Annotated in this window: 22 protein-coding genes and 2 tRNA genes; 22 read left to right on the top strand and 2 right to left on the bottom strand. The window is 67.8% G+C overall.

What is annotated here, in order from left to right:
- The first annotated feature begins 37 nt into the window (after nucleotides 1-37).
- On the top strand, nucleotides 38-1,876 hold the full coding sequence (typA, locus tag BQ7106_RS07440; RefSeq protein WP_072373712.1) for a translational GTPase TypA: 1,839 nt from the start codon (nucleotides 38-40) through the stop codon (nucleotides 1,874-1,876).
- Between the two features lie 69 nt (nucleotides 1,877-1,945).
- On the opposite strand, the gene BQ7106_RS07435 is transcribed toward typA, so the two are convergent.
- Complete coding sequence (locus BQ7106_RS07435; protein WP_072373709.1) at nucleotides 1,946-2,716, bottom strand: trimeric intracellular cation channel family protein; 771 nt, start codon at nucleotides 2,714-2,716, stop codon at nucleotides 1,946-1,948.
- A gap of 166 nt (nucleotides 2,717-2,882) precedes the next feature.
- Here BQ7106_RS07435 and BQ7106_RS07430 point away from each other — a divergent pair.
- From BQ7106_RS07430 to BQ7106_RS07355, 16 genes are all read left to right on the top strand, one after another.
- A tRNA-Ser gene (locus BQ7106_RS07430) sits at nucleotides 2,883-2,973 on the top strand.
- A 39-nt stretch (nucleotides 2,974-3,012) separates the two neighbouring features.
- Nucleotides 3,013-3,102: transfer RNA gene (locus BQ7106_RS07425), tRNA-Ser, on the top strand.
- A 136-nt stretch (nucleotides 3,103-3,238) separates the two neighbouring features.
- Entirely contained in the window at nucleotides 3,239-4,228 is a 990-nt protein-coding gene (locus tag BQ7106_RS07420; protein ID WP_072373706.1) for a DUF4013 domain-containing protein, read from the top strand.
- 288 nt (nucleotides 4,229-4,516) lie between these two features.
- Nucleotides 4,517-4,804, top strand: coding sequence for a 30S ribosomal protein S6 (rpsF, locus tag BQ7106_RS07415; protein ID WP_072373702.1), 288 nt, complete (start codon nucleotides 4,517-4,519; stop codon nucleotides 4,802-4,804).
- 42 nt (nucleotides 4,805-4,846) lie between these two features.
- Nucleotides 4,847-5,356 (top strand): single-stranded DNA-binding protein, encoded by a 510-nt coding sequence (locus tag BQ7106_RS07410; protein ID WP_072373699.1) that lies wholly within the window; start codon nucleotides 4,847-4,849, stop codon nucleotides 5,354-5,356.
- Between the two features lie 42 nt (nucleotides 5,357-5,398).
- Nucleotides 5,399-5,671: a 30S ribosomal protein S18 gene (rpsR, locus tag BQ7106_RS07405; protein WP_072373695.1), complete on the top strand. Its 273-nt coding sequence runs from the start codon at nucleotides 5,399-5,401 to the stop codon at nucleotides 5,669-5,671.
- A gap of 224 nt (nucleotides 5,672-5,895) precedes the next feature.
- Nucleotides 5,896-6,789, top strand: a complete 894-nt coding sequence (locus tag BQ7106_RS07400; RefSeq protein WP_129583823.1) for a hypothetical protein — start codon at nucleotides 5,896-5,898, stop codon at nucleotides 6,787-6,789.
- 15 nt (nucleotides 6,790-6,804) lie between these two features.
- Nucleotides 6,805-7,320 (top strand): 50S ribosomal protein L9, encoded by a 516-nt coding sequence (rplI, locus tag BQ7106_RS07395; protein ID WP_072373688.1) that lies wholly within the window; start codon nucleotides 6,805-6,807, stop codon nucleotides 7,318-7,320.
- Nucleotides 7,321-7,810: 490 nt separating this feature from the next.
- Nucleotides 7,811-9,163, top strand: a complete 1,353-nt coding sequence (dnaB, locus tag BQ7106_RS07390) for a replicative DNA helicase (RefSeq protein ID WP_072375442.1) — start codon at nucleotides 7,811-7,813, stop codon at nucleotides 9,161-9,163.
- Between the two features lie 87 nt (nucleotides 9,164-9,250).
- A complete protein-coding gene (locus BQ7106_RS07385) occupies nucleotides 9,251-10,531 on the top strand; it encodes an adenylosuccinate synthase (RefSeq protein ID WP_072373685.1) in 1,281 nt (426 codons plus the stop codon).
- Between the two features lie 15 nt (nucleotides 10,532-10,546).
- Entirely contained in the window at nucleotides 10,547-11,446 is a 900-nt protein-coding gene (locus BQ7106_RS07380; RefSeq protein WP_072373682.1) for a DegV family protein, read from the top strand.
- A gap of 11 nt (nucleotides 11,447-11,457) precedes the next feature.
- A complete protein-coding gene (gene purD, locus BQ7106_RS07375) occupies nucleotides 11,458-12,744 on the top strand; it encodes a phosphoribosylamine--glycine ligase (RefSeq protein WP_072373679.1) in 1,287 nt (428 codons plus the stop codon).
- Nucleotides 12,745-12,792: 48 nt separating this feature from the next.
- The gene (locus tag BQ7106_RS07370) at nucleotides 12,793-13,536 is read left to right on the top strand and encodes an NUDIX domain-containing protein (protein WP_083526963.1); all 744 of its coding nucleotides are present in this window, start codon (nucleotides 12,793-12,795) and stop codon (nucleotides 13,534-13,536) included.
- 133 nt (nucleotides 13,537-13,669) lie between these two features.
- A complete protein-coding gene (locus BQ7106_RS07365) occupies nucleotides 13,670-15,424 on the top strand; it encodes an ABC transporter ATP-binding protein (protein ID WP_072373676.1) in 1,755 nt (584 codons plus the stop codon).
- A 151-nt stretch (nucleotides 15,425-15,575) separates the two neighbouring features.
- Entirely contained in the window at nucleotides 15,576-16,382 is an 807-nt protein-coding gene (locus BQ7106_RS07360) for a hypothetical protein (protein ID WP_072373673.1), read from the top strand.
- Nucleotides 16,383-16,501: 119 nt separating this feature from the next.
- Nucleotides 16,502-17,971 carry a DUF6273 domain-containing protein gene (locus BQ7106_RS07355; RefSeq protein ID WP_072373670.1) on the top strand — a complete coding sequence of 490 codons (1,470 nt, stop codon included), beginning with the start codon at nucleotides 16,502-16,504 and terminating at the stop codon, nucleotides 17,969-17,971.
- Between the two features lie 60 nt (nucleotides 17,972-18,031).
- On the opposite strand, the gene BQ7106_RS07350 is transcribed toward BQ7106_RS07355, so the two are convergent.
- Nucleotides 18,032-18,907, bottom strand: coding sequence for a pyridoxamine kinase (locus tag BQ7106_RS07350; protein ID WP_072373667.1), 876 nt, complete (start codon nucleotides 18,905-18,907; stop codon nucleotides 18,032-18,034).
- Nucleotides 18,908-19,046: 139 nt separating this feature from the next.
- Here BQ7106_RS07350 and purE point away from each other — a divergent pair, with 139 nt between their 5' ends.
- Genes purE through purN form a run of 5 tightly spaced genes read left to right on the top strand, consistent with a single transcriptional unit; the run spans nucleotide 19,047 to nucleotide 23,896 of the window.
- A complete protein-coding gene (gene purE, locus BQ7106_RS07345; protein ID WP_072373664.1) occupies nucleotides 19,047-19,508 on the top strand; it encodes a 5-(carboxyamino)imidazole ribonucleotide mutase in 462 nt (153 codons plus the stop codon).
- 24 nt (nucleotides 19,509-19,532) lie between these two features.
- Nucleotides 19,533-20,588 carry a class B sortase gene (locus BQ7106_RS07340; RefSeq protein ID WP_072373661.1) on the top strand — a complete coding sequence of 352 codons (1,056 nt, stop codon included), beginning with the start codon at nucleotides 19,533-19,535 and terminating at the stop codon, nucleotides 20,586-20,588.
- Nucleotides 20,589-20,617: 29 nt separating this feature from the next.
- Nucleotides 20,618-22,114: an amidophosphoribosyltransferase gene (gene purF / locus BQ7106_RS07335; RefSeq protein WP_072373658.1), complete on the top strand. Its 1,497-nt coding sequence runs from the start codon at nucleotides 20,618-20,620 to the stop codon at nucleotides 22,112-22,114.
- Between the two features lie 47 nt (nucleotides 22,115-22,161).
- Entirely contained in the window at nucleotides 22,162-23,259 is a 1,098-nt protein-coding gene (gene purM / locus BQ7106_RS07330; RefSeq protein ID WP_072373655.1) for a phosphoribosylformylglycinamidine cyclo-ligase, read from the top strand.
- A complete protein-coding gene (gene purN / locus BQ7106_RS07325; RefSeq protein WP_072373652.1) occupies nucleotides 23,249-23,896 on the top strand; it encodes a phosphoribosylglycinamide formyltransferase in 648 nt (215 codons plus the stop codon). Before purM ends, purN begins: the two co-directional genes overlap by 11 nt.
- The last annotated feature ends 27 nt before the right edge of the window (nucleotides 23,897-23,923 follow it).

Raw genomic sequence — 23,923 nt, 5'->3', positions numbered from 1 at the left:
GCCGAATAGTTCGGTACGAGGAGAGCGAGAGGGACCCATGCGCCAGGACAACATCAGAAACATCGCCATTATCGCCCACGTCGACCACGGCAAGACCACGCTCGTGGACCAGATGCTCAAGGCGACCGACGCGTTTCGCGAGAACCAGCAGGTTCAGGAGCGCGTGCTCGACTCCAACGACCAGGAGCGCGAGCGCGGCATCACCATCCTGGCCAAGAACATCTCCATCGAGTACAAGGGCGTGAAGATCAACGTCATCGACACTCCCGGTCACGCTGACTTCGGAGGCGAGGTCGAGCGCGTGCTGCGCATGGCAGACGGCGCGCTGCTGCTCGTCGACGCCGCCGAGGGGCCCATGCCCCAGACGCGCTTCGTGCTGCGTCACGCCATCGACGCGAACCTCGCCATCATGATCGTGGTCAACAAGATCGACCGCGACGGAGCGCGCCCCGAGGCCGTGGTCAACGACTCGCTCGACCTGATGGCCGACCTCGGCGCGACTGACGAGCAGCTCGAGTTCGCCATGGAGCACGTCATCTACGCCTCCGCGGTCAACGGCTTCGCCCGTCTCGACCCCGAGGATGAAAACCAGGACATGTTCCCGATGCTCGACATGATCGTCGACGCCCTCCCCGCACCCGACGTCGACGTCGACGGGCCGCTCGCCATGCAGTGCGTGACCATCGACCACTCCGAGTACGTGGGTCGAATCGGCATCGGCCACATCTACTCGGGAACCATCCATGACGGTGACAAGATCCTCGTGGTGAAAAACGACGGCAGTCGCGCCATGAGCCAGGTCAAGCAGCTCTTCACCTTCGACTATCTCGGCCGGAAGGAGTGCAAGGAGGCTCAGGCGGGCGACATCGCCGCGGTCGTGGGCGTCGACTCGACCGACATCGGCGACGTCTACACCGACCCCGACAACCCCGTCGAGCTCGAGCCCATCGAGATCGACCCGCCGACGCTCTCGGTCATCTTCGAGGCGTCGACCTCCCCGCTCGTCGGGCGCGAGGGCGACATCGTGGGGGGCAGGCAGCTCAAGGAGCGCCTCATGGCCGAGCGCGAGAACAACGTGACCATGCGCATCGAGGAGCTCCCCGACAAGACCGGCATCGAGGTCGCCGGCCGCGGCATCCTGCACCTCTCCGTCCTCATGGAGACCATGCGCCGAGAGGGATTCGAGTTCCAGGTCGGTCGCCCGCGCGTCCTCTTCAAGAAGGACGAGAACGGGACCATGACCGAGCCCGTCGAGCAGGCGGTGGTGGAGTGCCCCGGCGAGTACTCCGGAAAGGTCATCGAGGTCTTCGGCAACGCGGGAGGCACCATGGTCTCCATGGAGACCGGCACCACCCAGACGCACCTCGAGTTCAAGATTCCCACGCGCGGCATCATGGGCCTCAAGAACCGTATCCTGAACGTCACGCACGGCGAGGCGGTCTTCTATCACACCTTCCTCGAGTACGGCCCCTACGCCGGGGAGATCGGCGTGCGCCAGAACGGCGCCATGATCTCCATGTCCACCGAGAAGGCGGTGGCCTACGCGCTCGGCACGCTCCAGGAGCGCGGCCAGCTCTTCGTGGCGCCGGGTGACGAGTGCTACGAGGGCATGCTCGTCGGCGAGCGCTCCAAGCCGGGTGACATGGTCGTCAACATTGCGCGCACCAAGAGCCTCGGCAACCAGCGCTCCTCGACCGCGGACATCGCGGTGCAGCTCACGCCCCCGCGCAGCTTCACGCTCGAGGAGGCGCTCGAGTACATCATGGACGACGAGCTCGTCGAGGTCACGCCCAAGAGCGTGCGCATGCGCAAGCGTCTTCTCTCCGAGACCGAGCGCCGCAAGTGGGCGGTGCGCACCGGCAAGGTCAAGAAGTAGCGACCGACGGTCGCAGACGGTGGGCGGGCCCGGGCTCACGACGAGTCCGGGCCCGCCCGCGCTCGAGCGCTACCTCGGGGATCGAGGCGAGTCGTGCGGTCCCCTGCGCTCGTACTTCCCCGCGCGCCACCTGGTCACGCGAACCGTGCGCGCCGCGCGCCGCATCGGCGCGACGATCCGCGGCCCGAGGTCGATGTCGGCGGGGGTCTGCACGTTGTAGCGCAGCGACCATCTCCTGAGGCCGATGGTCACCGCGAGGCACAGGGCGCTTCCCCAGAGCTTGTTAATCGAGGCACACGCCACGGCGAGGTAGTATGCGACCGACCCCCCGAGGGCGCAGAGCGCGTAGAGGTTCGAGCGCTGGAAGATGCGGGGGACCTCGCCGAGAAACACGTCGCGCAGCATGCCTCCCCCCACGCCCGTCATGATGCCCATGAGGATGCAGGAGGCGGGCAGGAACCCGTGGACCAGGGCCTTGTCGGTGCCGACGAGGGCGAAGAGCGCGACGGCAAAGATGTCGAGCCACTCGAGCAGGTTGCCGGCTCGGTCGATGGGCCGCGGAAAGAAGAACGCGATGAGCCCGGTGAGAACGCTCGCGGGAATGGCGAAGGGCGAGTCGAGCATGTAGACGCTGCCCTCCTGCATCATGACGTCTCGAATGAGGCCGCCTCCCAGGCCGCACAGGAGGGCGAGTCCGACGAATCCCACCGCGTCGAGATGGCGCGAGCGAGCCACCACGACGCCGCCCGCCGACCCGACGACGACGGAGGCGAGGTCGACCCAGGTGGGGAGCGAGACCGCCATGAGGTCGGGGCTGTAGGGTGTGAAGAATTCCGGCACGGCTGCTCCTCGTTGGTTGGGCGACTGCCCGTCCATTGTTGCGCACTCCGGCGAAAAGCAATAGCGTCATTTCATCCCGCGTCGAGGTGGGGCAAAGAAAGAAAAACTAAGATTGTGGTCGCATCGCCCGTGCGGATACGCTATACTGACCGCTGCACCATCACATGGAGAGTTGTCCGAGTGGCCGAAGGAGCACGATTGGAAATCGTGTAGGCGCCTAAAGCGTCTCCAGGGTTCAAATCCCTGACTCTCCGCCAGAGCTTTCCGTGGCCCCGAAAGGGGCCACGTCACCCTACGGAGGGGTGGCAGAGTGGTTGAATGCGGCGGTCTCGAAAACCGTTTACCCCTTCGGGGGTACGAGGGTTCGAATCCCTCCTCCTCCGCCATCGTCTGCCTCGACCGGTCCTCGGACCGGTCTTTTTTATATACATGGTGGAATGCTGAATCGGGCAATAGGGTACGCTAGAGAGCTGACGGATGGCCGCGACAGGCCTCCATCCCCCAGCAACGAAGGGAATTCCCATGGCACAGAGCTCCGACCTCGAGGGCTTCCGGCGCGACCGCTATCTATCACGCTCGTGGGCGCTGCTCACGCGCGACCGCGGATGGATCAAACCCGTCCTCGTCATGACGGTCGCCCTTCTCGTTCCCGTCGTCGGCGTCCTAGGCGTGCTCGGGTACGCGCTCGAATGGTCCCGACTGACCGCCTGGGGCGTCAACGCGGCTCCCAAGCAGCGTGACGTGCGCGTCGGCGCGTGCATCGCGAGTGGCTGGCGCGCGTTCGTCGTAGCGCTTGTGTGGGGCATCTGCTCGGCGATCGTCATCGGCATCGCCACCTCCCTGCCCGTCGTGGGCGGCCTCGTCGGGGCGGTGTGGATCGTGGCCTCGTTCTTCTATGCCGTCATGGTGATGGTCGCCCAGCTGCGCTCGGCCATCTATCAGCGCATCGTCCCGGGCCTGCGCGTCGGCACCATCTGGAAGATGGTCTCGCACGACCCGGGCGGCCTCGTCCGCGTTGCCGCCATGCTGCTCGTTGGCTCGCTCGTCGCTGGCCTCATCGCGGTGCTCGTGACGTTTTCTGCCCTCGCGAGCGTGGTGCCACGCCTCATGTGGGTCGTGGCCTACCTCGACGGCTACGCTGCGATCGACGGCGCCGTTCAGGCGGCCATCGCACTCGAGGCGCTGTTCTCGATGATCGCGTCGCTCGCCCCGGCGCTCGTCCTCCTCACGCTGCTCGACGGCTTCGTCGCCGTGGTGCTCCTGCTGCTTTCCCAGACCGCAGTCGGCCTGTGGATGAGGCAGTTCGACGTTGCGGCGTGGGGACGCGACGAGGACCCGCTTCCCGACTTCGCGAGCGACCCGGACGCCGGTCGCCCGGATGCGTCATGGCGCCCCGCGAATCCCGCCCCGGCGCCCGATGAAGATGGGCCCGTCGGGGACGGGGGGCCCGGGCTGCCCGAGCCCTCCTCGGACGACGAGACCGAGGGACCGGTTGCCCCGGGGGAGGCCTGAGAGGCTCGACAAGGACGTCTCGTGGAGAATAGGTGACGTGTGCGGGGGCCGCCGTTGGTGGCCCCCGCCGCTGTAGGCGTACCCACCTTGCCCTTCCTGAGCTGGGCAAAGAGTGGCGCAACAAAGGAGCGCGCATGCTGAGAGCCACGCGGGGTACCCTCTTATCAGGGGATTTGCGGGAGGAAGGCAGACGGCGAGAAGAACTGTGGTATGATGCTTCGCCGAACCTTTCCTGCTCCGGGCGCACCTTCATGTCCCGGAGCCATTAGCCCAGAGGAGGTGAACCACATGAAGGCCTATGAACTGCTGTACTTCGTCGACCCCACGTGCAACGAGGAGACCCGCGCCGGCATCATGAAGCGCATCGAGGTCGCCCTCGCCGATGGCAAGGTCGACAGCGTCGAGGACTGGGGCAAGCGCAAGCTCGCCTTTGAGGTCGACGACCTGACCGAGGGTGACTACACCCTCATCAACTTCCACGCAGATCCCTCGCACATCGCCGAGCTCGACCGCGTCCTGCGTATCAACGACGCTGTCAAGCGTCACATGGTCGTGCGCCGCGTCGACAAGGACTAGGCATGGAGGGCGGGCTTCGGCCCGCGGAGAGGGAGTGGAACCATGAGCATCAACAGGGTCAACATCTCGGGTAACCTCACGAGGGACCCGGAGATGAGGGTCACCGGAAGCGGGACGCAGATTCTCTCGTTCGGCGTCGCCGTGAACGACCGTCGTCGCAACCCGCAGAGCGGCGAGTGGGAGGACTATCCCAACTACGTCGACTGCGTCGTCTTTGGTGCCCGCGCCGACCCGCTCTCGCGCTTCCTCTCAAAGGGGATGAAGGTTGCCGTCGAGGGCAAGCTTCGCTACAGCTCCTGGGAGAGCAAGGACGGACAGAGGCGCAGCAAGCTCGAGGTCGTCGTCGACGAGGTCGAGTTCCTCAGCCAGAGGAGCCAGCAGGGCGGCGGCTCGTATCAGCAGGGCGCAGGCCAGCCCTACCAGCAGGCCTCGTCATTCGACGCCCCGGTTGCGGCGGCTCCCGCCGCGCCGCAGGGCGGCTACACCCCCGCCCCCGCGCCCGTTCAGGCACCCCCGGCGGCCGACGTCTACGACGAGGACATCCCGTTCTAATCACTGGCGGCTCCATCGCCGCCCACAGAAAGGCAACAAGACATGGCTCAGCAGAAGCAGGATTTTCAGCGCCAGCCGCGTCGCAAGTACTGCCAGTTCTGCAAGGAGGAGACCGAGTACATCGACTACAAGGATGTGCAGCTCCTCCGCAAGTACATGACCGACCGCGGCAAGATCAAGCCGCGCCGCGTCACTGGCGCCTGCACGCAGCACCAGCACGACATCGCGCTTGCCATCAAGCGCGCCCGTGAGATGGCGCTCTTGCCCTACACCGTTCCCGTGGTCTCCAGCCGCGGCGGCCGCAACCGCGGCTAGGGCACGGAGCACATGAGAAGAGCGCGCCCATGAGTCCTTGGTCCGACAACGGACGTCCGCCCGCGCCGATCGGCGCGAAGGGACGCTCCCTTGCGGACGCTCACTCCCCCGGCGGCCGCGACGGAGCCGGGCGGAACGCGGGTGACCGGGGCGGCGACGCCTCGAGCAGGCTTCCTCACGCGCTTGTCGCGTGTGCCGTCGGCGGCGTGATAGCGACGTCCCAGATGTCGCTCCTCGCGCCCGTCCTCGTGGCGTACGGCCTGTGCCTCCCCGCCGATCGCGACGGGAGGAGGGCTCTGGCGCTCGGCGGCGCCGTCGCGCTCTGCGTCGCGCTCGCTCTGAGCGCCGGCGCAGGTGGTGCGTCCATGGTGAGCGCCGCCATCACGACCCTCACGGGGCTCCTCGTGGCTGTGCTCGCCCGTACGGGGAGGTCGACGCCCGGCGCCGCGTGTCTGGGCGTCGCGGCCGTTGCGGCCCTCCACGCCGGGTCCGACGCAGCGTTCGCCGCGCTCAGCGGCACGACGCTCGTCGACACCATGAGGGGGCTCATCGCGTCCTACGAGCAGGTCCTCGTCGAGACCTCGGCGGCATCGGCTCCTCAGGTGCACGCCGCGGCGAGGATGATTGGCGTCTTCTGGCCATCCGCCTACGTCGCCGTCGGCTTTGCCGAGTTCACATGCGGACGTGTAGGGGCCAGAATGGCGGCCATGAGCGTACGAGGCGACGCGCATCCCGCCCGCCTCGACGCCTTCGACCTTCCCCTGTGGATGGTCGCGACGCTCGTTGCGACGGCAGCGGCGCTCGCCGTCGCACTGACGGTCCCGGCCGTCCCGTCGTGGGCGCTCGTCGCGGTGGCCAACGTGGCCATGGCGCTCAGGATGGCGTTCGCCGCTCAGGGCCTCGCCGTGCTCGTGTGGGTGATGCGCGGAAAGGGTCTCGGCTCGATGGCCCAGGTCCTTCTCGCCGCGCTCGCGCTCTATCTCGAAGTGCAGTTCGTAGTTTTGACCGTCGTCGGCGTCGTGGACGTCTGGGCCAACTTCCGCCATCTTGTGCGGGGGGAGGCCCCTGATGGGGGCGACACCGAGGCACAGGACAATGAGCCGGCTCAGGCCGGCTGACCGAAGGAGTATCCCATGAAAGTCATCCTCTTGGGTGAGCTTCGGGGCAAGGGCGGCGAGGGCGACATCGTCGACGTCGCTCAGGGCTTTGCGGAGAACTACCTGTTCCCCAACAAGATCGCCCAGCCTGCCACCCCGGGCAACATCAAGCAGCTCGAGGAGCGTCGTCACAACATCGAGAAGCGCGAGGCCGAGCGCATCGCCGCCGCCGAGGCCACCAAGGCCGCGCTCGACGGCAAGTCGGTGACCGTTGACGCCAAGATCGGCGAGGAGGGCCAGCTGTTCGGCTCCGTCACCCCCGCCCAGATCGCGGACGCCATCAAGGCTCAGCTCGGCGTCGAGGTCGACCGCAAGCGCGTCGGCCGCGGCAACAACCTCAAGACCTCCGGCAAGCACGCCGTCGAGGTGAACCTCTATCGCGAGATCACCGCCGTGGTCAACGTCCTCGTTGGCGTGACCGAGGAGGAGACCGTCGAGGAGGAGGTCGAGGCTCCCGCCGAGACCGAGGAGACCGCCGAGGTCGAGGAGTAGTCGAACCGTTTTCGACGTCCTTCTTTGACCTGCGCATTTCTACAATATCCGCAGGTCAGAAACTTGTAAGGAAGCGCCCCGAGCTGCGAGAGCCGCTCGGGGCGCATTTTGTCGAGACGCACTGATACCATAATCTACCTGCGCAAACGTTCCATTGCTCTGTATTTGTGCAGGTACTGATGCTTGTGGTCGAGCGCTCTGCCAAGCGTCAGACTGTGTTGAAAACTCGACGTTTCCCCAGAAGAAAAAAATGTTGAAAACGTCGAAAAGGAAGAAACGCCCGCTCAGACGGTGTCAATTCTTAACAGTGAGGCACCTGAGTCCCTCGAGGAGAAAATAGCCCCTTGACAGGTCCACGTGATGCTGTTCGGGCGCATCGTGACGGTTTTTGGCGAGGGGAGATCGCGCCTCCGCCCGTGCGATAATGGAGCCCCGTCGAGCAGCACAAGGAGACCCCGTGCCCAGCAGCTACGAAGTGAACCCCACGCGGATGACCGCCAACGAGAACGCCGTCATGCCCCAGGATCCTGAGGCGGAGGCCTCCGTGCTCTCCGCGATGATGGTGTCCACCGACGCGCTCCAGGAGTGCCTCATCGACCTCGAGCCGGACGACTTCTACTATCCCTCGAATCGAACCGTCTTCGTTGCGATGCGCGAGATGTTCGACAGGAACCTCCCCGTCGACACGATCTCGCTCGCCGACTACCTCAAGAGCGCCGGCGAACTCGAGCGGGTGGGCGGCCGCAGCTTCCTCCTGGGTCTGGGAAACAACTCGCTCGCCCTCGTGGGATGGCGCCGCCATGTGGAGATGCTCCACCGCGACACCACGCTGCGCAAGATGATCAACGTCTCGGCGCAGATCACCGCCCTCGCCTACGACGCCCCGGAGGACACCAAGGAGGTCGTGGACCGCGCCGAGCGCATGCTGCTCGACGTGACCAACCGTGACGTCCACGCCGGGGAGCAGTCGCTCGAGGAGATCATGGCCGACCTCTACGAGGAGCTCGGCGCGAACGCGGCCAACCACGACCGGCCGCTCGGCGTCATGACGGGCTTCCCCAAGATCGACGAGTGCCTGCTCGGCCTGCGGCCGGGCCAGATGATCGTCATCGGCGCGCGCCCGGGCGTCGGAAAGACCTCCTTCGCGCTCAACCTCATGACCAACGCGGCATTCGAGGGCGCGAGCGTGGCGATGTTCTCGCTCGAGATGTCCAAGGTCGAGATCGGGCAGCGCCTGCTCGCCGCGAACGCCCGCGTCGGCCTTCAGGAGATCCGCTCCGCGCGCATCAGAAACGAGAAGTGGCCGCAGATCCTCCAGGCCACCAACGACCTCTCGCAGCTCGACATCATGATCGACGACACGCCGGGCACCACCGTGACCGAGATTCGTGCCAAGGCGCGGCGCATCCTGCACGGAAAGAAGCTCGGCCTCGTGATCATCGACTACCTCCAGCTCATCTCGCCGCCCGCCGGCCAGCGTCGCTCCGACAGCCGCGCGACGGAGGTCTCCGAGATGAGCCGCGGCATCAAGATCATGGCAAAGGACCTCGGCGTCCCCGTCGTGGCCCTCTCTCAGCTCAACCGTACGGTCGAGAACCGAACCGGCAAGCGGCCGCAGCTCTCCGACCTGCGAGAGTCCGGCTCCATCGAGCAGGACGCCGACGTCGTCGCCCTGCTCGACCGCTCGATGAACGAGGACGAGGCCGCGCGCGAGGACCGCCCGGCCATGAACGAGACGACGTTCATCATCGCGAAGAACCGCTCGGGCGCCCTCGCCGACGTGCCCCTGACCTTCCTGCCCGGGTCCACCAAGTTCGTGGAGGTCGACACCTTCCACGACTAGCGGCGTGAACCTCTCGTGTCAGCGCCGACGCCGCGGCAACAGCCGTATAATAGATTCTGTATGTGAAACTCGACGAGAGGGACTTACATGTCGGCATCAGTGCTCGTGGGAACTCAGTGGGGCGACGAGGGCAAGGGCAAGGTCACCGACCTCATCTCCGGCGACTTCGACGTCGTCTGCCGCTACGCCGGCGGTGCCAACGCCGGCCACACCGTCATCGCGAACGGCAAGAAGCTCGCGCTCCACCAGGTCCCCTCCGGCGTCATGTACGAGGGCACCTACCCCGTGATCGGCAACGGCTGCATCGTTGACCCCGAGATCCTGCTGTCCGAGATCGACATGCTCGCCGAGCAGGGCATCTCCGCCGACCACCTCAAGATCTCCGGCAACGCGCACATCGTCATGCCCTACCACAAGGACCTCGACGGGGCGCACGAGAAGAAGCTCGGCAAGAACCTCATCGGCACCACCAAGCGCGGCGTCGGCCCCTGCTACATGGACAAGATGAACCGCACCGGCCTTCGCATCCAGGACATGCTGGACGAGAAGATCTTCCGCCAGAAGCTCGAGAGCGCGCTCGCCTACACCAACCCCATCCTCGAGAAGGTCTACGAGCTCCCCACCTACACGGTCGAGCAGATCTGCGAGACCTACCTCCCCTACGCCGAGCGCATCCGCCCCTACATCGTCGAGAGCAGCCTCTTCCTGAACGAGCAGCTCGAGGCGGGCAGGAACATCCTCTTCGAGGGCGCCCAGGCAACCATGCTCGACATCGACCACGGCACCTATCCCTTCGTGACGAGCTCCAACTGCACCGCCGGCGGCGCCGTCACCGGATCGGGCGTGGGTCCCACCAACATCGACCGCGTCCTCGGCGTCGCAAAGGCCTACCTCACGCGCGTGGGGTCCGGCCCCTTCCCCACCGAGCTCTTTGACGAGGTCGGCGACCGCCTCGGCGAGGTGGGCCACGAGTACGGCGTGACCACCGGGCGCAAGCGCCGCTGCGGCTGGTACGACGCGGTCGTCGTCAACTACGCCGCCCGCGTGAACGGCCTCACCGACCTCGCCATCACTAAGCTCGACGTCCTGGGCTGCCTGGACGAGATCAAGGTCTGCGTCGCCTACGAGTGCGACGGCGTCGAGTACCACACCGTCCCGGAGCACCAGAGCGTCTTCTACCACGCCAAGCCCGTCTACGAGACGCTCCCCGGCTGGAAGTGCGACATCTCCGGTGTTCGCAACTTCTACCAGCTCCCGCGCGAGGCGAAGGACTACATCGACTTCCTCGAGCAGCTCGCGGGCGTGCGCGTCTCCATCATCACGGTGGGGCCGGACCGCGAGCAGACCATCGACCGCTACTGGCACTAGCGACGGGCGCGGCACGTGCTCGAGAGAGACTTCACAATCGTATGCGACCGGGGGTGCGACCTGCCCCCGGTCTATCTTGAGCGGACGCGGGCGACGATCGTCGGCGACGTCGTGCGCGACTCGTCGGGCACCGTCGACGAGGAGGCGCTGACGCAGGAGTTCGAGCGGACGTACCGCTCCCTCGTGGCGAGCGGGCACACCAAGATCGCGTCGGTGCACTCCTGCTCGTCCTTCTCGCCCGAGCTCTCCTGCGCCCTCGCGGCCGCGGAGGCCGTGAGGGACCTGGCGGACGTGCGGGTCGTCGACTCGGGGTCCGCCTCGGCGGGGACGGGCATGGTGCTCTTCCGGCTGATGTGCCTCTGGGCGGACGGCGTCGGGTTCGACGAGGCGGTCGAGACCGCGCGGGGCCTCGCGCAGGGCATCCGGCTGCTCGTGATTCCCTCCGCGTCCGCCCGCATGGCCCGCCGGCCCCGCCGGCGCTCGAGGTTCGGCCTGATCGGGCGCGCGGGCGCGTCTCTCAGGATGCGGCTCTCGGGCGAGCGCGGGCTCTACCTGCTCTCGCGCGGCGAGCTCACGCAGCTCGCGCGATCCTCCGACCTCTCTGACCTCACGGGTCGGCTCGCTCACGCCATGAGCGCCGTGTCCGCCCAGGAGGGGGCGCTCGTCTATGCGTCGGTCGAGGTTGGTGACGGCCGTGCGCTCAGGGTGCTCGAGAAGCCCCTCGACACCAACGAGTTCGAAGCGCGCCGCCTCGGTTCGGTGCGCGCGACGGCGGATGTCGAGAAGGTCGTCGGCTCGGGGGCCGTGGGCGTGGCGTTCGCGCCCGCGCGCGACTATTGGCGCGTTCCCGAGGGCATTCCCGAGCAGGCGCGCTACTCATATGCTGGAAGCTGTGACCCAAGCGGGTCCGTCTGAGGAGGTATCCCATGAGCAGCACCAAGGTTGACATCCTGCTTCTTGGCTCCGGTGGTCGCGAGCACGCGCTCCTCGCCAAGCTCGCCGAGTCCCCGCGCGCCGGGCGGCTCTTCGTCGCGCCGGGAAACGGCGGCATGGACGTCATGGCGGAGCCAGTCGATCTTGACGTCGAGTCCCCGGTCGAGGTCGCGCGATGGGCGCGGGAGATGGGCATCGGCCTCGTGGTGATCGGTCCCGAGGCCCCGCTCGTAGCCGGCGTCGCGGACGCGGTCCGCTCCGCGGGAATCGCGTGCTTCGGTCCCAACGGCGACGCCGCGCAGATGGAGGGGTCGAAGAAGTTCGCCAAGCAGGTCATGGCCCGCGCGGGCGTCCCCACGGCCGCCTATCGCAGCTTTACCGACGAGGAGGCCTGCGCCGCCTACGTGCGTCAGGTCGGCGCGCCCATCGTGATCAAGGCCGACGGCCTCGCCGCGGGCAAGGGCGTCATCGTGGCGTCCACGCTCGACGAGGCCCTCTCCGGCGTCCGCGAGTGCTTCTCCGGCGCCTTCGGCGAGGCGGGCGCGACCGTCGTGGTGGAGGAGACCCTCGAGGGTCCCGAGTGCTCGCTGCTCGCCCTCACCGACGGCACGACGGTGGTCCCGCTCGCGACCGCCCAGGACCACAAGCGCGCCCTCGACGGCGACCTCGGCCCCAACACCGGTGGCATGGGCGTCTACTCGCCCGTGCCCTCTCACCTGGTCTCCGACGAGGCGCTCGCCGCGATGGTCGAGATCGAGCGCCGCGTTGTCTCGGAGCTCGCCTCCGAGGGCATAACCTACTCCGGGTGCCTCTACGGCGGTTTCATGCTCACCGAGGAGGGTCCCAAGGTCCTCGAGTTCAACGCGCGCTTCGGCGACCCTGAGACCCAGGTCGTGCTTCCGCGCATGAAGGCGGACCTCGTCGAGGTCTTTCTCGCGTGCGACGCGGGCACGCTCGACCCCGAGTCAATCTCGTGGGACGACGACTGGGCGGTCTCGGTGGTGCTGACCTCCGCCGGCTACCCCGGTCACTACGAGAAGGGCAAGGTCATCACCGGTATCGACCGAGCCGAGGAGCTTGATGGCGTGACCGTCTACCATGCGGGCACTGCGGTGGCTGCCGACGGCTCGCTCGTGACCGCCGGGGGCCGCGTGCTCGACGTGACGGCGGTCGCCCCGACCTTCGAGGAGGCCCGCGCCCGCGCCTACCAGGCATGCGAGCTCATCGACTTTGACGGAAAGACCTACCGCAGCGACATCGGCCTGCGCGCGATTCGGTAGGCGGCCCAGCGGTGGCGCGAGGCGCCCCCGCCCTGACAGGAGGAACGCATGTCTGACGAGAAGGTGACCGCGCGCGACGTGACCGAGCCCACGCAGGTCGACTTTGACTATGCTGTCGACGACATCCGCGAGTCCGTCGCGGCGTTCAGCTATGACGGCGATCGCGCCACCCAGGACCACCTCTCCGGTGCCCCCGAGGAGCGCGACCTCGTGCTCGGCGACGACGACCCGCGCGACGCGGCTCTCGCCGAGCGTCCGCTCACCGAGGACGTTGCCTGGACGGGCCGCATCTTCAACGTCGACCGACTGAGGGTCCAGCTCCCCGACGGCCGCAACGCTATCCGCGACGTGGTCCGCCACCCCGGCGCCGTCGCCGTGGTGGCACTCACCGACGAGAGCCGCATCTGCCTGGTTCGCCAGTACCGCACCGCGCTTGGGCGCGTGACGGTCGAGATTCCCGCGGGAAAGCTCGCGCCCGGCGAGGACCCGCTCGAGTGCGCCCGTCGCGAGCTGCTCGAGGAGACCGGCATGGAGGCCGAGAAGATCGCCTACCTGACCACCATCGCGAGCTCGGCGGGGTTCTGCGACGAGCTCATCCACATCTACATGGCGACGGGCCTCAGCTTCTCGAAGTCGAGCCCCGACGCCGACGAGTTCATCAACGTCGACCTCGTCGAGGTCGGCGAGCTTGTGGACGCCGTTCTCGACGGACGGATCGAGGACGCCAAGACCATCGTGGGCGCGCTGCTGTGCGATGCCATCTCGAGGCGTCTCGTGGAGACGGACGAGTAGCCTTCCCCGTCACCCCGCCTCGCTGCGCCCCCGCCCCCGCGCGGGGGCGCCGTCATGGAGGTCCGTCCCACGACGACGCGGGGCTTGACGCCATAGCCTGACGACCGTGCCAACAGATCGGAGTTCCCGTCCCATGTTTCAGCGCTTCCTCGCGTACTACCGCGGCCAGCTTCACCTCTTCGTTATCGACACCATTGCCGCCATCACGGTCGCGGGCATCGACCTGGCGTTCCCACAGATCCTCCGGTCGCTCACCGGAGGGCTCTTCACCCAGGGCCCCGACGCCATCATGGGCGCGCTGGCATATCTGGCCGTGGGTCTGGTGGGGATGTACGCGCTGCGCTTCGCCTGCCGCTACTTCGTGATCTTCTGGGGGCACGTGATGGGCGCACGCATGGAGAGCCGCATGCGCGAGGACCTCTTTGACGCCTACGAGCGCATGAGCTTCTCGTTCTTTGACCACAACAAGTCGGGCGACCTCATGAGCCGCCTCGTGTCGGACCTGTTCGACATATCCGAGGCCGCCCACCACGGACCCGAGTTCGTCCTCATCGGCATCGTCGAGGTGACGGGCTCCTTCATCATCCTCTCCACCATCAATGCGCCGCTCACGGGCGTGCTCGTGGTGATCTTGTGCCTGCTCGTGGCCTACAACGTCTACGCAAACCTGCGCATGCGCGAGGTGTACACCGAGAACCGCGTGAGGATCTCGGGGGTCAACTCCCGCCTCGAGGACTCGCTCGCCGGCGTGCGCGTGGTCAAGAGCTTCGCGGCCGAGGACGTCGAGCGCGGCAAGTTCCGCCGCGCCAACACGGCGTACCTCGACTCCAAGACGCGGATGTACCGCGCGATGGGCCGCTACCAGGCAGCCATCGCCGTGATGATGGGCGCGCTCAACACCGCCGTCGTGATCTTTGGCGGCTGGCTCATCGCGCAGGGCCAGATGCAGGCGATCGACCTCGCCACCTACGCGCTCTACATCTCCCTGTTCACCGCGCCGATCACCTCCATCCTCGACTTCACCGAGACCTTCCAGAAGGCCATCGCGGGCTTCCGGCGCTTCTGCGAAGTCCTTGACGCCCAGCCCGACATCCAGGACGCCCCCGACGCGCCCGACATCCGCGTGAGCGAGGGGGCGATCAGCTACCGCGACGTCCACTTCGCGTACAGGCGCGCCGACGGCACGGCCGAGGAGGAGGTCATCCGCGGGCTCACGCTCGACATCCGCCCTGGGGAGACCATCGCGCTCGTGGGGCCCTCGGGCGGGGGCAAGACCACGACCTGCTCGCTGCTTCCGCGCTTCTACGACGTCGACGCCGGCTCGATCACCATCGACGGGCAGGACGTGCGCGAGGTCACGCAGCGGAGCCTGCGCGAGTCCATTGGCCTCGTCCAGCAGGACGTCTACCTCTTTGACGGGACCATCGCCGAGAACATCGCCTACGGATGCCCCGACGCCACGATGGACCAGATTCGCGACGCCGCGCGCAAGGCCAACATCGATCGCTTCGTGGAGAGCCTTCCCGACGGCTACGAGACCGAGGTCGGAGAGCGCGGGAGCCATCTCTCGGGCGGGCAGAAGCAGCGCGTCGCCATCGCGCGCGTGTTCCTCAAGAACCCCCCGATCCTCATCTTCGACGAGGCGACCTCGGCGCTCGACAACGAGTCCGAGCAGGCGGTCCAGGAGTCGCTTTCCACGCTCTCCCGCGGACGGACCACGCTCGTCATCGCGCATCGCCTCTCGACCATCAAGAACGCTGACGAAATTGTCACGATGGAGGGGGGACGCGTCGCGGAGCGAGGGACCCACGAGGAGCTCCTCGCCCGCGGCGGCACGTACGCCCGATACTACGAGATGCAGTTCGCGGAGGGTGCGCTCCGCTCGTAGGGCCACCTGGCCCCGCCCGCTCGGCGCGCTGTGAAGGCTCGCTGAGCGCCCGCCGCACGAGTGCCGCATCAGAGGCGATTGCGTATACTTGCTGTACCTCCGCGCGCGACACCGATCGCTGCGCGCCACGCATCCGGACGGAAAGAGAGAGATGGCTAAGAGAAGCGAGGTTGCGCGCATCCAGAAGGGTGCCCTCACCGCTGACGAGGCCGAGGCCCTGTTTGCGACGGTCGACCACACCGGCCACTCCGACGAGGAGCGCGCCCGCCGCCAGCGAGCGCACCGCCGCGAGAAGGGCGTCTCGCTCGACATCGACCCCCTCTCTGAGGACGACCCCTCCGGGTCCAACGTCGGCAAGGTCATCACCAAGACCGCCGTTTCGTTCGTCGCGATCTTCCTCGTCGCGGTGGTGGTGGGCCAGGTCGCGTTCGGCTTCCTCCGACGCTCCAACACCGCTAACCTCTCCGAGGACGTCAACGTCCGCACCGTCGCCTCCGCGCTGCGAGGCGGCGTCGAGTGGGGCAACGGGTTCACGCAGTTCCCCACGGACTTCTCGGTCCAGGAGGCGGACGAGAACACGGGGCGCATCGAGGTAACCGTCATTGACACGAACTCGGAGAACGCGCTCGAGTGCTTTGCCGGGTCCCAGGTCCAGGCAACGGCCTTCTCCGTGAACGCCCTGCTCAACCCGAACATAGACACCGTGGTCTATCACGTGAACGTGCACGAGGCGGAGGACGGGAGCATTCAGCGCTCGACGCTCTTCGGCTTCCTCAAGCCCACCGGGGACGTCACCTCGTTCATGACGTTCGTCTGGACGAAGACCCAGTCCGAGACGGGGGTCAACTTCTCGTGCAGGATCACCGGCATCGACTCCGCCGTCCAGGACGAGCTTCGTGACCAGATCACGACCTCGTTTACCCCCGTCCAGATTCTCTCCACCGAGAAGAGCGACTAGAGCGTCCCTGCGCGTGACGCAGCAAACCATGCCTTTGGGCGGGTCTGGCCGACGCTCTCGTTCGCAGCGGGGCTCTGTCCATGCTACCGTGGCAGCGTGACTGCGTGAGAGGGGGACCAATGAGGTGCATGAAGTGCGGCGAGGAGCTTCCCGAGCGGGCTCGCTTCTGTCCCGAGTGCGGCGCCCCCGTCGAGGAGGTCCCCGCCCCCAAGAAGCTCGAGGAACCCCTGGAGCCCATGGGCCTGGGCGCGGTCCCGCTCGTTCCCGTTGCCCCTCCCCCCCGCGCTACGAGGATTCGCCCACATGGCGAGCGCGCGAGGGTCGGCGCCGACCCGCTCGTGGGCCCTCGTCGCCACGCCTCCGTCTACACCCCACCGGTCGGCTCGTGGGACGAACCTCGCGCCAGTGAAGACGAGCCTGCCCCGCAGGGCGGCGGCAAGGCGGCTAAGGACGAGGGGGGCCACGGCAATGGCGGGACGGAGAGGGGTGAGGCGCCGCGCAGCGGCGACGCCCCCGACGACCGCCGCGCGCACGACGACCTTCCCGAAGTCGCCGACCGCACGAGCGTCCTCGACTCTGCCGCGACCGCCGCGGCGACGGCGGGGGGACGCGTGTCCTCGGCGATCTCGTCGCTCAATCGGCGCCATGTGACCATCGCGGTCGGTGTCATCGCGGCGCTGGTCGTCGTTGCGTTTCTCGCCTGGGTGGCCACGAGCTGGCTCGGCCCGTTCGTCGACCGCAGCGTCCAGCCGAACGTGGTCGAGGAACCGGTCGACGGGCAGGACGAGGGGCAGGACGAGGAGAGTCCCTCCGCTGCCGTCGCGGAGGGCGGACCCGAGGTGCGCACCTCCCTTGCCGACTACTCCTGGGAGGAGCTCTCGCAGATCTCGGCGCTCGTCGCAGAGGCCGATGACGACGCCGCGGCGATCGACATCGCCGCGTACTACAACCTCTGTGACGAGGACGGGACCCTCAGCGCGGACAACACCAAGGACCTCGAGCTCTCCGACGGGACCGTGGTGCCGATGGCCGTGGCGGGTCTTCGCCACGACGAGCGCTCGGACGGCTCCGGCGCTGCTGGCATCACCTTCGTCGCCCGCGGCTCCGTGGGTTCGCAGCCCATGAACGCGCTCGCCCAGACCGAGGGCGGATGGGAGGGCTCGACGCTGCGCGCCTGGGTGAACGAGGGCCTGCTGGCCCTCATGCCCACCGACCTCGCAGACCTGCTCGTCGCCGTGGACAAGACGACCAACCCCGTGGCCGGCTCCGGCTCGACCGAGCAGGTCGTGACCTCCGACCGCGTGTGGGTGCCCTCCTACTCCGAGATCGTGGGCGAGGTCGTCGCAGGAAACAAGCGCGCCGGCGTCTACGAGAGCGAGGGTGACCAGTATCGCCTCTTCGCGGACATGGGCGTGACCTCCGCCGAGGGCGCGCCGCAGATCGCGCTCGCGAGCGGCGAGTACTGGTGGGAGCGCAGCCCCGAGCAGACCAACGCGAACTGGTTCATGTGCGTGTCCCCTGACGGTGACATCGGCTACGGGCATCGTCCCGCGACGCCGGACGCCGTGGTCATCGGCTTCTGCCTGTAACGTAGCGCCCGCGCGGCATCAGGGCCGCGCGGGCGCGTCTCGTCAGGGGTCGCGTCGATCCTAGGAGAGAAGAGCGGTCACGTCCCCGAGCACGCTCTCGAAGCTCACGCCGCGCACCTGGTAGTCGGGCTGGTCGGGCGTGATCTGCATGGCGTGGCGCACGAGCGCGCATGCGAACTCGACGCTCGAGTTGAGGTTCTCCCCGGCGTAAATCGCCGCCGTGAGGCCGGACGCGAAGAGGTCCCCCGTGCCGTGCAGCATGAAGGGGAGAAGCTCGCCCGACACCTCCTCGACCTCTCCCCCGGCGACGCTCACGAAGTTTCTGATGATCTGCTCGCCCTCATGGACGATGCCCTTGAGGACGACGGACTTGGCGCCCATCGAGAGCAGGGCGTCCATCATGCGACCGACGTACGCCTCGTCGACGTCCTGACTCTGATAGGGGATGCCGGTGAGGATGGAGGCCTCGGTGAGGTTGGGCGTGAGGACGTCCGCCCCGTCGACGAGCCCCTTCATCGCCTCGCACATCTCGTCGGTGTAGGTGGGGTACTTCGCCCCGCCGTCGCCCATCACCGGGTCGACGATGCGAAGGGCCCCGGGGTACTCCCGATAGAGGCGCAGGATGGCGTCGACCTGCTCGGCCGACCCCAGGAACCCCGAGTAGACGCCATCGAGCTCGATGCCCTCCTCGCGCCAGGCGTCGAGGTACTCGCCGAGCATGGGCGTGGTGTCATGCATGTAGAACTTCGGGAAGCGCGTGTGCGCCGAGAAGAGCGAGGTCGGGACCGGACAGACGTCGATGCCCGCCGCCGAGAGCACGGGGATGGCGATGCCGAGGGAGCACTTGCCGTAGCCGCACAGGTCGTGGACTGCGGCGACGCGCGGCAGGTAGCCGCCCTTGCGTTGGTAGAGGTGCAGGTTGCTGGCAGTGTTCATGGGATTCTCCTTCGTCCGCGGACTGATGGACCAGCGTACGGGGGCCAGCATAGCACGCGCGCGTGGGCCTTTTGAGCGGCGCGCCCGGGTCGTCCGTTCTATACTAGAGCGACATATGCAGCGACGAGAGGGGATCATCATGGCAGACCAGCCGCTCGTGGGTATCATCATGGGTTCCAAGTCAGACATGCCGACGATGGAGGCGTGCACCGCCCAGCTCGACGAGCTCGGCGTTCCCTATGAGCTCGTGACCGCGAGCGCCCATCGCAACCCCGAGAAGGTCCACGAGTGGGCGGGCACGGCGGCCGAGCGCGGCCTCAAGGTCATCATCGCCGCCGCCGGCAAGGCCGCCCACCTCGGCGGCGTGGTGGCGGCGTTCACCCCGCTGCCCATCATCGGCGTGCCCATGAAGACGTCCGACCTCGGCGGCATGGACTCGCTGCTGTCCATGGTGCAGATGCCCTCCGGCGTGCCCGTCGCATGCGTGGCCATCAACGGCGCAAAGAACGCGGCGATCTACGCCACGCAGGTCCTTGGCGCGACCATGCCCGAGTACCGCGAGAAGGTCGTGGAGCTCAAGCGCCAGATGGCCGAGGCCTAGTCCGAGAGGCTCGGGGGTCAGGCGATGGCCGCGCACTTCAAGCAGCCCGGAGACGACCGCGGCGCCCCTGCGCGCCTCGGGGGCAACCCGCGCACCCACCTCAACACCCGGCGGGGCGGGGACGAGTCGTATCACGCCCCGGAGGGCAACCCTCACGCCGCCGGACTGCCGCACCGGCGCGACGCCGCCTACATCCCCGTGGTCTCGGAGCCGCCCGCCCGCCGTCGCGGGCACAACCGGCGCCGCCGAGATCGCAGCTTCGTGGAGACGGACCCCTACGACCTGTCGGGACGCCGCAGCCGCGACCCGCGCAAGCGCGTGGGTCGCGTCATCTCCATCCTGCTGTTCGTTGCGGGCGTGACGCTCATCGCCGCCGCAGCGCTCACCTGGGCCCGCAACCAGTGGCAGTATCGCGAGCAGGATCGCATCAACGAGGAGCTCGCCAGCCACGCCGACGTCTCGGATAACGCCGCGACGCCCCCACAGGTCGACTGGGAGGCGCTCAGAGCCGTGAACGACGAGGTCGTGGGTTGGCTGCAGATTCCCGGCACGACCGTCAACTTTCCCGTCTACCAGGGGCCGGACAACGAGAAGTACCTGAACAACTCGGTCGAGGACAGCTACTCGCTCGGCGGGCAGGTGTTCATGGACTACGAGAACACGCCGCCCGGCATGGTCGACGGCCAGACGCTCGTCTATGGCCACCACCTGCGCAACGGCGCCATGTTCAAGCCGATTGCCGACCTGGCCGACCAAGAGGCGTTCGACGCCGTGTCCACCGTCTGGTACGTGACGGAGGAGGCGACCTACGAGCTGGAGCCGCTGCTGCTGTACGAGACCGACGCCGATGACGCGGACGCCCGCCGCCTCACGTTCGGCTCGGTCGAGGAGCTGCGCTCCTACCTCACCGATCTTCTCGCCCGAGCCGAGGCCAGGCGTCCCGACGCGGCCGAGCTCATCGCTGGCGCCAGCAACGTGCTGACGCTGTGCACCTGCAGCTACGAAAGCGGCGACACGGGACGGGCGCTGCTCGTCTGCGTGCCCGTGCCCGCCGGGACCGACCCGGCGACGAGCGACTAGGGGGTCACTTGAGAGAGACGAGATCCATCATGTGCGACGACACCCTTCACGAGGAGTGCGGCGTCTTCGGCGTCTGGGCACCGGGGCGCGACGTCGCGAGAATCACGTACTTCGCGCTGCGGGCCCTGCAGCACCGCGGCCAGGAGTCCGCCGGCATCGCGGTGGGCGACGGCAGGACCGTGCTCGTGCGAAAGGACCTCGGCCTCGTGACGCAGGTCTTCACGGACGCCGACCTCTCGGCCATGCCGGGCAAGGTCGCCTGCGGCCACTGCCGTTACGGGACCGCCGGGGCGAAGGGCTGGGAGAGCGCGCAGCCCCACCTCTCCACCATCGACGAGGTCATCATCGCGCTCGCCCACAACGGCACGCTCGTGAACTTTGACGCGCTGCGGCGCGAGCTCATCGACATGGGCATACCCTTCCGCTCAAACACCGACTCCGAGGTGGCCGCCAAGCTCATCGGCCACTTCACGCGCCACTCCGGGCGCCTGCGCACGGGCATCGCGCACGCGATGCACATGATCGAGGGCGGGTACGCCATGGTGCTCGTCCGCGAGAACGCGCTCTACGCGTTCCGCGACCCCCACGGGATCCGTCCGCTGGTGCTGGGCCGACTGGGGGACGACGGGTGGGTCGTGGCGAGCGAGACCTGTGCCCTCGACATCTCCGGAGCGACCTTCGTGCGCGAGATCGAGCCCGGCGAGATCGTGCGCATCTCCGACGACGGCATCCGGTCGGAGCGGGGCTGCGAGCCCGCGTCCCGCGCGGACTGCATCTTCGAGCACGTGTACTTCTCGCGCCCCGACTCCGTGAAGGACGGGGAGAGCTTCTACCTCATGCGTCACAACATGGGCCGCCGCCTCGCGCAGGAGACGCCCGTCGAGGCCGACCTCGTGATCTCCGTTCCGGACTCGGGCACCCCGGCGGCCGAGGGATTCGCCCAGGAGCTGGGGATTCCCTTTGGCACGGGCCTCATCAAGAACCGCTACGTCGCGCGCACCTTCATCCAGCCAACGCAGGAGCTCAGGCAGATGGGCGTGCGGCTCAAGCTCAACGCCCTGCCCGACGTCGTGCGCGGGAAGCGGCTCGTGATGGTCGATGACTCCATCGTCCGAGGCACCACGAGCCGACAGATCGTGCGCATGCTCAAGGCGGCGGGGGCCACTGAGGTGCACGTGCGATCGGCGTCGCCTATGGTGACGTGGCCGTGCTTCTACGGAATCGACACGGGCAGCCAGGACCAGCTCATCGCCGCGAAGATGTCGCTCGCGGAGATCCGCGCGCACATCGAGGCTGACTCTGTGGGGTTCCTCTCCATCGAGGGCCTGCTGAGCTGCGTGCCCGGCGGCGCCGAAGGCACGTGCGGCTACTGCAAGGCGTGCTTCACCGGCGAGTATCCCGTGGAGATCCCGCGAGAGTTCTGGGAGGAGCGCTTCCTGCCCGGCTTCACGCCGGAGAACCTGAGCGCCGCCTCGGAGACCTCCCGGATGCCGATCGAACAGGCAGAGCGGCTCCTCTCCCAGTGAGGGGCCCTCAGCGACGTTTTGCCAGACCACCCAGAAAGGGGAGCAAGATGACCGAGAAGGCCAGCACCAAGCACGTAAGCTACGCAGACGCCGGCGTTGACACAGCCGAGGGGGCCCGCGCCGTCGACGCGATCAAGGCCGCCGTCGCCACGACCAGCCGGCCCGAGGTCATCGGTGGTCTGGGCGGCTTCGGCTCGTGCTTCTCCGCAGCGGCGCTCAAGGACATGGAGGAGCCGATCCTGGTCTCGGGCACCGACGGCGTGGGCACCAAGCTCGCCATCGCGCAGCTGCTCGACCGCCACGAGACCGTGGGCGAGGACCTCGTCGCCATGTGCGTGGACGACATCGTCCCCATGGGCGCCGAGCCGCTGTTCTTCCTCGATTACGTTGCCATCGGCAAGCTTCGCTCCGAGCACGTCGCCAAGATCGTCGGCGGCATCGCCGAGGGGTGCCGAAAGTCCGGGTGCGCCCTCGTGGGAGGGGAGATGGCCGAGCACCCCGGCGTCATGGCCGAGGGCGACTACGACCTCGCCGGCTTCGTGGTGGGCGTGGTCGACCGCCCCAAGATGATCGGTCCCGAGCTCGTGCGCGAGGGAGACGTCATTCTCGGACTGCCGAGCTCCGGCATCCACTCCAACGGCTACTCGCTCGTCCGCAAGGTCGCCATCGAGGGGAGGACCGTCGAGGAGCTCGAGGCCCCGCTCGAGGAGCTGGGGGGCGAGTCGCTCGCCGACGCCGTCATGCGCCCCACGACCATCTACGCCGGGCAGCTCCTCGCCGCCCTGCGCGCCGGCGCCCCCATCCACGCCATGGCGCACATCACCGGCGGCGGCATCACCGAGAACCTCGACCGCGCCATGCCCGAGGGCCTCGACGCGCTCGTGCTCCGCGGCGGAGAGCAGGGCCCCGCGTGGCCCGTCCCGCCCGTGATCGCCTACATGGTCCGTGAGGCAGGGCTCACGCTCGAGGAGGCCTACCGGACGTTCAACATGGGCGTGGGCATGGCCGTCATCTGCGCGGCCGAGGACGAGGCGGAGGTCCGCTCCGCCCTCGAGGCGCAGGGCCTGGCGCCCTTCGCGGTCGGCCGCGTGGTCGCGGGCGAGCCCGGCGCCAAGGGAAAGGTGGTGTACGACGATGAGCGATAGGGACGCGCGCGAGGAGCCGCTCAAGATCGGCGTCCTCATCTCCGGCAGCGGCACCAACCTGCAGGCCATCATCGACAGGATTGCCGACGGGACCCTGAGCGCCTCGATCGAGCTCGTGGTGAGCTCGCGCCCGAGTGCCTACGGGCTCAAGCGCGCCGAGGCGGCGGGCCTGCAGACCCTCACCCTCTCCAAGGAGCTCTACGCCGACCCCGAGAAGGCTGACGAGATCATCGCCGCGGAGCTGCGCCGCAGGGGCGTCGAGTACGTGATCATGGCCGGTTACATGCGCAAGGTGCACGACCCGATCCTGGCGGCGTTTCCCAACCGCGTGGTGAACCTGCACCCCGCGCTGCTGCCGAGCTTCCCCGGCGCCCACGCCATCCAGGATGCCTACGACCGCGGGGTCAAGGTTACGGGCGTGACCGTCCACTTTGCCAACGCCGACTACGACGCGGGCCCCATCATCGCGCAGCGCGCCCTTGCGGTCGAGGAGGGGTGGACCGTGGAGGAGCTCGAGGAGCATATCCACCAGATCGAGCACGAGCTCTATCCTGAGGTGGTTGCCCTGCTCGCGGCCGGCCGCGTGCACGTGCGAGACGACCTCACCGTCAGGGTTGACAAAGACGACAGGTCATAGTGTCAACTCCGCGGGGAGGGGCCGGAC

Source organism: Thermophilibacter mediterraneus, assembly GCF_900119385.1.
Taxonomy (GTDB): Bacteria; Actinomycetota; Coriobacteriia; order Coriobacteriales; family Atopobiaceae; genus Thermophilibacter; species Thermophilibacter mediterraneus.
This window is presented reverse-complemented; position numbering and strand designations above follow the sequence as displayed.